The sequence below is a fragment of the Frankia sp. CoWAU3 genome (genome assembly GCF_977971855.1).
This window is the reverse complement of sequence record NZ_CDWWXB010000170.1, coordinates 1-7573: the sequence shown is the minus strand read 5'-3', so window position 1 is coordinate 7573 and position 7573 is coordinate 1. Positions and strand designations below refer to the sequence as shown.

The 7573-nt window shown below is 72.9% G+C and carries 6 protein-coding genes and 1 pseudogene; 3 read left to right on the top strand and 4 right to left on the bottom strand.

Going from position 1 to position 7573, the window contains the following annotated elements:
• The first annotated feature begins 239 nt into the window (after positions 1-239).
• Positions 240-1013: an enoyl-ACP reductase FabI gene (gene fabI, locus AC08ON_RS14080; protein ID WP_476607981.1), complete on the top strand. Its 774-nt coding sequence runs from the start codon at positions 240-242 to the stop codon at positions 1011-1013.
• 55 nt (positions 1014-1068) lie between these two features.
• Here the strand turns inward: fabI and AC08ON_RS14075 are convergent, their stop codons facing one another.
• Both AC08ON_RS14075 and AC08ON_RS14070 read right to left on the bottom strand, forming a co-directional pair.
• Positions 1069-3717, bottom strand: coding sequence for a pyruvate dehydrogenase (locus tag AC08ON_RS14075; RefSeq protein WP_476607982.1), 2649 nt, complete (start codon positions 3715-3717; stop codon positions 1069-1071).
• 400 nt (positions 3718-4117) lie between these two features.
• Complete coding sequence (locus AC08ON_RS14070; protein WP_476607983.1) at positions 4118-4411, bottom strand: DUF167 domain-containing protein; 294 nt, start codon at positions 4409-4411, stop codon at positions 4118-4120.
• 170 nt (positions 4412-4581) lie between these two features.
• Here AC08ON_RS14070 and fabG point away from each other — a divergent pair, with 170 nt between their 5' ends.
• Complete coding sequence (gene fabG / locus AC08ON_RS14065; protein WP_476607984.1) at positions 4582-5298, top strand: 3-oxoacyl-ACP reductase FabG; 717 nt, start codon at positions 4582-4584, stop codon at positions 5296-5298.
• Positions 5299-5356: 58 nt separating this feature from the next.
• Here the strand turns inward: fabG and AC08ON_RS14060 are convergent, their stop codons facing one another.
• A complete protein-coding gene (locus tag AC08ON_RS14060; protein WP_476607985.1) occupies positions 5357-6415 on the bottom strand; it encodes a cation diffusion facilitator family transporter in 1059 nt (352 codons plus the stop codon).
• A gap of 304 nt (positions 6416-6719) precedes the next feature.
• Here AC08ON_RS14060 and AC08ON_RS14055 point away from each other — a divergent pair, with 304 nt between their 5' ends.
• A complete protein-coding gene (locus tag AC08ON_RS14055; protein ID WP_476607986.1) occupies positions 6720-6881 on the top strand; it encodes a hypothetical protein in 162 nt (53 codons plus the stop codon).
• A 34-nt stretch (positions 6882-6915) separates the two neighbouring features.
• Here AC08ON_RS14055 and AC08ON_RS14050 read toward each other — a convergent pair.
• Positions 6916-7573, bottom strand: a pseudogene (locus AC08ON_RS14050) (hypothetical protein); the annotation flags it as partial.

The window sequence follows — 7573 nt, the reverse complement described above, 5'->3', positions numbered from 1 at the left end:
CTGTCGATCAGGCGAGTACTCAAAGATCCAGGTCAGACCGTCCTGAACCAGCCACCGGCCAGCTCAACGGACTCCAAAGATCAACTTATCTAGGAAACTCCCGCTAGCGCCGAGCGGGCGGGTGGTGGGCGGGCAACGGTGGACGGGCTGCGGGCGACGGCATCCGCCGCTGACGGCGGGGACGACTTCCCGGCAGCGGTGTCGCTACCGGGACGGCGATGTTTGGGAGTATGCAGCCCATGAGCGGATTTCTCGAAGGTAAGCGCGTTCTCGTCACCGGTGTTCTCACGGAAGCCTCGATCGCATTCAGCGTCGCCCGCATCGCCCAGGAGCAGGGTGCGGCGGTGGTCCTCAGCGGATTCGGGCGGGGGTTGTCGCTGACCCGCCGCATCGCCAAGAGACTGCCCACCCTGGCGCCCGTCGTCGAGCTGGACGTCACCGACGAAGAGCATCTCGCGGGGCTGGCCGGACAGGTGCTCGAACATGTTGACGGCCTGGACGGCGTGCTGCACGCGATCGGGTTCGCGCCCGAATCGGTGCTCGGTGGGAAGCCGTTCGTCGAGGCGGCCTGGTCCGAGGTCGGCACCGCCCTGCAGATCTCCACCTGGTCGCTGGCGTCGCTCACCCGGGCCGCCCTGCCGTTGTTCGCCGAGAAGGCGTCGATCGTCGGCCTGGACTTCGACGCGTCCGTCGCCTGGCCGTCGTACGACTGGATGGGCGTGGCGAAGGCCGGCCTCGCCTCCGCCACCCGCTACCTCGCCCGTGATCTGGGACCCCGGGGCGTGCGGGTGAACCTCGTCGCGGCCGGCCCGCTGCGGACCATGGCGGCCAAGAGCATCCCGGGCTTCAGCCAGTTCGAGGAGGTCTGGGACGGCCGGGCGCCGCTCGGCTGGAGCGTCCACGACACCACGCCGGCAGCCCAGGCCTGCGTGGCGCTGCTCTCGGACTGGTTCCCGGCCACCACCGGCGAGATCGTCCACGTCGACGGCGGCGTGCACGCCGTCGGGATCTGAGCACGGCGGGCCGTCGGGGTCCGGGACCCGGGTGCGGTGGGGTCCCTGGCCCGGATCAGCCGGCCGTCTCGTCCAGCAGATCCAGGGCCGTTCCGACGATCGTGTCCAGCTCCACCGGTGGGCGGCGACGGTGGTCCCGCGACGAGGCCGTGTCCCGCCGGGCAAGGCTGCCGCTACCGGCGTGGCCGCCGGCGCCGGAGGCCGATGAGCCCGGGTCGGTGTCCCCCGGTGTCCCTCCCGGCGGCCCGGAGGCCTCCGGCAGCGGCGCGCTCGAACCGAGGGCGGAGATGGGATCTCCGTGGACGCCGGCGAGGAAACTCAGGGCACGGGGGTCCCCGTCGACCACCGTCACGATCGGGGTGCGCCGGTCCGCGGGGAACACCTCGGTGAGCAGGGCGTCGGAACCCTCGGCCAACCCGCGCCGGGCCTGCAGCGCGTGGAACATCGCGTTCGGGGAGGTCACGCACACGGCCGTGATCTCCCGGCCGAGGCCGGCGCGTAGCTCCGCCGCGGCGTGCAGCACCTCCGGCATGACCGCACCCACCCCGACGAGGGTGAGCGCGGCGTCGGGACCGCCCTCGTGGAGCCGGTACCCCCCGGCGAGGACCAGGGCCCGGCGTCGGTGCCGTTCCAGCGCGTCCACGGGGACCTCGGCGAGGCGCTGATCGACCTGGCGGGCGGAGAGCCGGATCACACAGGAGGTGCCGTCGAGGCGGGCCAGCCCGCCGAGGCCGGCCAGCAGGCACCAGGCGAGATCGTGCGCGAAGGCCGGTTCCCAGGTCGCGGCCACCGGGGCGGGGACGACGTTGCCACCGTTCCAGGCCAGGTTGCGGACGACCGGGTCGAGACCGGTGTCCGCCACAGCGAGTATCGATCGGGCGTCCGCGGTGGCGCCGGCCATCCAGCCGGGCAGTACTCGTCCGGCCGCCACCTCGTCGGCGACTCCGATGGGCAGCAGCGGCAGACCCTGGCGGCTCCAGGCCACTCCCAGCGAGGCCAGCACCCCGCCGAAGGCCGTGGCCGACAGGCCTCCGGCCACGTGCCGGCCCGGTTGTTCCCCATCGGTCCGGTCCGCCGCGGCCAGCCAGTCGGCGAGGACGGGGTCGGCGTTGCGCGTACTGATGGTCAGCACCGCGGTGGCTGCCTGGGGCGCGAGCCGGGGTAGGTCCCGCAACATCCCGCCGAATGCCTCCTGGGTGGAGATCCACGCCGGGAAGTGGTGGTCGGAGTCGGTCGGCACGGGTGGTGCCGCGCCGAGCGGCACCGGCACCCGGTCCAGGTAACCGGCGACGTGCCGGGCGAGGCGGTGGGCTGCGGCGTCGTCTCCTGGCCGGAGGGCCGGGCGGGTGCCAACGCCGGCGGCCGGCGGCGTGCCCGGTCCGGCGGACGGGGCCGCGGACGCGTGGTCGGCGGTCCGTCCGCCGTAAGTCCGTCCGCCGTGGGCCTGTTCGCCGTGGGAGCGCTCGTCGTGGGAGCGCTCCTCCCGGGCGAGCTCGTCGCTGGTGTAGGCGAACAGGACCGTGGGCCGGTCCGCCGCGACTTCGTCGAAGGCGTCGATCAGCAGGGGAAGGTCGTAGCCACCGAGATCGCGCAGGCAGGCATGGATCTCGTCATCGGTGAGGGTGTCCAGCAGGCGGCTGATGCCGGCGCCGGACGCACCGGGCCCGGCGAGGCGGCGGCGCAGGTCGGCTCCGTGGGCCTGCAGCAGCGCGCGGTACTCGCCCATCGGGAGCTGGTCGAGGCGGTTGCGAAGCGCGTGACCGCCGGGAGCCCGGAAGAGCGCTTCGAGGACGCGTCCGTACCGGACGGTGAGCATCTGCCAACCGGCGGCTTCGAACATGCGCGCCGCGCGGGCGGGCTTGCCGATGCCGCCGACCGGTCCGGCCGGCGCGGAGCCGGACACCGTCACCACCCAGAACAGCTCGCCGAGATGAGCGACCCGCTCATCGGTGATCGTTTCCCAGACGGTCGGGTCGTGCAGCTCGGAGTAGTCGATCAGACAGATCTGCCGACCCTGGGGAGTCCGGTCGAAGCGTTCCCCGGCATAACGGCGTGCCAACGCCGCCCAGACCGTCCCGCTCGGTCCGATGTTGCCGGCGCCGAGGGCACGCAACGGCCGACCATCGGGCCCGGAACGGACTCCGTTCGGACGGATCTCACCCGGCCGGACGTGGGGGAGCCGGTAGACGGCGGGGACGGGCGATGCGGCCGTGGTCTTCTCGGCCGTCGGCCTGGCGTGCGCCAGGACGTGATGAACGGCATGGATCAGCGGGGCGGCGCGTGGAGTCACACTGACGCGGTCCTCGGCGCGCAGGGCGTCGAACCACAGCACCGTGGCGATGCTCGACACCGAGGCCACGGCCGCCCGTTCCGACTCGGCGGCGACCGCGGGCCGCTGCCCGGCGCGTTCGTCCCCGTCGATGATCCGGGACGCAACGCTCCGCAGCCGCCGTTCCACGGCGGCCAGCGCGGCGAGGTCGAGTACGCCACCGGGCGGCCCCGGCATGGCTGGGTCTGGCATGGCTGGGTCTGGGGGCCCGGGGATGGCCCGGGCCGCGGCCGGCGAGGTCTGGGTTCCCACGACGTCGTCTCCGTTCGCCGGTCCGGTCGGGGGGCTGGCGTCTCCCGGCGGACCGCCGCCCTCGGCCCGGTCGTCGTGGGTGACCCGGTCGTCGTGGGCGACCCGACCGTCGGTCCCCGGCACGGGCGGATCCACGGACCGGGCCGGGACCGGCCCCGCGGCGTCGTCTGGTGTAATGATCATCTCCCCCCGGTCGGAGCGCGTGTGCGCAGCCTCCACCGGTCTGACATCGGGCCTGCGCATGACCGGCCTACGTCCCACGACTCCGACCTCCCAAAGTCCGGACGTGCGGTGGTGCGGTGCCGGTCGGAGGTTGCGCCGCCGGCCGGATCGGCGGCGCCCGTCGCCGTCACATGGTGTGTCCGCGTCGGTATCCCACCTTCACCACGGTGGCCGTACCATTTCAGCATCCGCTTTCCATCGCGGTGGCGTTGGCCGTCGTGCGTCAGCCCGGTGATGCCGGGACCGCCCTGCCAGGACCGCCGCGGCGGGACTCGCCGCGGCGGGACTGCCGCCCCGGCGGTCAGCCGTCCCGGCCGAGCTCGTCGATCCGGATCCGGAGCGCGGGCTCGTCGACCGCTGCCACCTCGACCTCGACGGCCTTGACCCGGCTGGTCGCGCCGCGGACCAGCCGGACATCTCCCCGGCGCACCCGCAGCGCCGCGCACAGGGCCCGCAGGGCGGCTTCGGTGGCCCGGCCGTCGACGGCAGGCTCGGTGACCCGGACGATCAGCAGCGGGCCGTGCAGCGGGTCCTCGCGCCGCCCGCCCACCGCGGTCCGCCCGGCGCCCGGCTGAACTCGGATCATCAGACGCATGTGCGCATCGTCCCCCCGGATCGTCCCGCCCGTGCGACCGGTCCGCGTGACCGGTTCGGGGCGACACCAGGGAGGACCGCGAGGGTGGCCGAGCCGATGCCGGCCGGCGGTTGAGGCCTCATCGTCGGCGGACACCGGGATTCGACGCGGTGGCCGCTACCATCCGACCCATGGGCGCAAATGAGGGTCGTGTCGCACTGGTAACAGGTGGTAATCGGGGGATCGGCGCCGCCTGCGCCGCCGCCCTGACGGCCGCGGGTGAGCGGGTCGCGGTCGCCAGCCGCGGGGGCACCGCCCCCGCGGGGATGCTGGGTGTCCGTCTGGATGTCGCCAACAGTGAGAGCGTCGACAAGGCGTTCACGGAGGTCGAAGCCGAGCTCGGGCCGGTGGAGATCGTGGTGTCCAACGCCGGGATCGTGCGGGACACCCTGCTGGCGACGATGAGCGAGGATGCGTTCCAGGAGGTCGTGGACACGAACCTGCTCGGTGCCTACCGGGTGGCCAAGCGTGCCTCCCGGCCGATGATGCGGCTGCGTCGTGGTCGGCTCATCTTCATCTCCTCCGTCGTCGCCTCCGTCGGCGGCCCCGGCCAGTCCAACTACGCGGCGTCCAAGGCCGGCCTGATCGGCTTTGCCCGTTCCCTCGCCCGCGAGCTGGCTCCGCGCAACATCACCTCGAACGTGGTCGCTCCGGGGCCGATCCGGACCGACATGACCGACGCGCTGACCGAGGCGCAGCGGGAGCAGCTCACCGCCGGCGTCCCCGGTGGCCGCATGGGTGAGGCCGAGGACGTCGCAGCCCTCGTCGCCTTCCTCGCCTCCCCGCAGGCCGGTTACATCAACGGTGCGCTGATCCCCGTGGACGGCGGGCTGAGCATGGGGCACTGAGTTGGGCACGGGGCACTGATCCGGCGGCGCCGTGACCAAGCGTGATCGGCGGTGCGGCTTAGGGGACCGTCGTGGCGGCGTGGTGGTGGGTGGGGCTGGTGTGGATGGTAGCGGCGGACAGGCGGCGGATGCGGCGCAGCAGGTGGGCTTCGGCGGCGTGGGCGAGGTCGTGAGCGGCGGTCAGGGTCAGGTTCGCATCGACGGTGACGTCGGCTTCGGCGCGCAGGGTGTGGCCGATCCAGCGCAGCCGCAGTTCGCGGACGGCCTCGATGCCCTCGGTGTGCAGGAGCGCTCTGGTGGCTTCGGCGACCACGGCGGGGTCGACGGCGTCCATGAGCCGGGCCCCGACGACGCGAGCGGCGGAGCGCAGGACTCCGAGGATCGCCAGGGTGATCGCCAGGCCGATGGCGGGGTCGGCCCAGTGCCAGCCCACCGCGACACCGGCCGCGCCGAGGAGCACCGCGAGGCCGGTGAGACTGTCGGTGCGGGCGTGTAGGCCGTCGGCGACGAGGGCGGCGGAGCCGATCTGATGGCCGACCCTGATGCGGTAGCGGGCGACGATCTCGTTGCCGAGGAAGCCGACGAGCCCGGCCACGGCGACCGCTCCCAGATGGCCGACGCGCTGGGGGTGCAGGAGGCGGTCGATCGCGGCCCAGGCGGTGAGCGCACTCGACAGGGCGATCATCGTGAGGACGGCGAGGCCGGCGAGGTCCTCGGCGCGGCCGTAGCCGTAGGTGAACCGGGCGGTGGCCGGGCGGCGCGCCACGGTGAAGGCGATGAGCAGGGGGACCGCGGTGAGCGCGTCGGCGACGTTGTGCAGGGTGTCGCCGAGGAGCGCGACCGATCCGGACAGTGCCACGACGGCGGCTTGCGGGGCGGCGGTCAGCCCGAGACCGGCCAGGCTGATCAGGAGGGCGCGGCGGCCGGCGGTGTCGGCTTCCAACGCGTCGTCGATCTGGTCCGCCGGGTCGTGGCTGTGCCCTCCGGCCAGGTCTGACAGGCCGTGACGAAGCCGCGTCCACCGCCCGCTCGCGTGGTGGTCATGCCGTCCGCCGTGCGGGTGCCCGCCGTGCCCGTGCCCTTGGGTGGGGAGCTCATGCTCGTGGCCGCTGTTCATGTTCCGCGACGATAGACGAAAACGATCAATGCGGCATGGTGGCAACTGCCATCCCATTGCACCTGCGTCCCGGTGCGTACCGCGGGCCGCTGGCGCCGGTTCGGTTGCTCGTCTGTGCTTAGCCCTTAGAGCAATACCCGACGTGAGACACGCGCCTATTCGACGAGGTGGATGGTGCAGTAGCGGGTGGCGGTGCGGGCGAGTCGGGCGTCGGCGTAGACGAGGGCGTTGGCGAGCACGGAAGCGTCCACTACGACCATCCGGAACCGTGCGCTCCTGGCTCGTCCGTTGATGTCGCCTCGACGTGCATGGCGCGGGCTGCTGCCAGCACGTCGGCGGCGGCTGGAGCATCCGCGCCGGCGCCGCCGCCCGCCGCGAGTTCGTCTTCCACCGCAGCGAGGACCTGCTGGTTTCGGGCATACCGGGCCTGTCGGGTGAGTACTCCGAGCAGGAACGCCTGCAGTGACTGGCCTTGCTGGCGAGCGTACTGCGCGAGTGTGTCACGTACGTCTTCCGGTACGTCGCGCACGGTGACTGCAATGGGTATGGCTGCAGAATGCAGGCTGGTAAAAGTCGGGTCGCGGTCGAGGTCGCGCCTTTTCCCGCAAGATCAAAGCCGAAGTCGCAACGTCAACGTAGTGTCCGTGCCGGGGGATCGGAGTCTTCTTCCGTGCGGAGTGCCCGGGCAGGGCGTGGGGGCGCGGCCGGCTACAGTCCACCGGCCCCGTCCGTCCGGCAGCCGGACCCGATGCGACACCGGCATGATGCCGCCCCCCGAACTCTTCGGGTCGTAGCGCACAGCCGACCGTGACCACCGGCACGTTCACCCCGGCCGCCACCCGGTCCCCGTGGATGTACCGGCCAAGCAGAAACGCCAGCCGGGTGTTCCCCGGCGGGCAGGTCCGGGGGTGCGCCGTCACCGTGGCCACCCCGTCCTGTGCCGTGGCCGCCACCGCCGCGGGCAGCAACGGCCCGTCCTCCACCGGCCGGACCCTTACCTGCACAGCGCGGTTGCTGTCCACGTCCAGCACCGGCCCGGCCAGGAGCAGCCCGTCGCCGCCGGGGAGCTCCACGTGCGGAAAGCTGGTGATCAGGGCGCCGTCGCCGTCCAGGACCAGCAACGGCCACCCCCGACCGGCCCCAGCACCGGACATCGCC

What these genes read in the sequence shown, in the direction of transcription:
- fabI (WP_476607981.1), top strand. Translation starts at nt 240, where the DNA reads ATGAGCGGATTTCTCGAAGGTAAGCGCGTTCTCGTCACCGGTGTTCTC.
- AC08ON_RS14070 (WP_476607983.1), bottom strand. Translation starts at nt 4,411, where the DNA reads ATGCGTCTGATGATCCGAGTTCAGCCGGGCGCCGGGCGGACCGCGGTG.
- fabG (WP_476607984.1), top strand. Translation starts at nt 4,582, where the DNA reads ATGGGCGCAAATGAGGGTCGTGTCGCACTGGTAACAGGTGGTAATCGG.
- AC08ON_RS14060 (WP_476607985.1), bottom strand. Translation starts at nt 6,415, where the DNA reads ATGAACAGCGGCCACGAGCATGAGCTCCCCACCCAAGGGCACGGGCAC.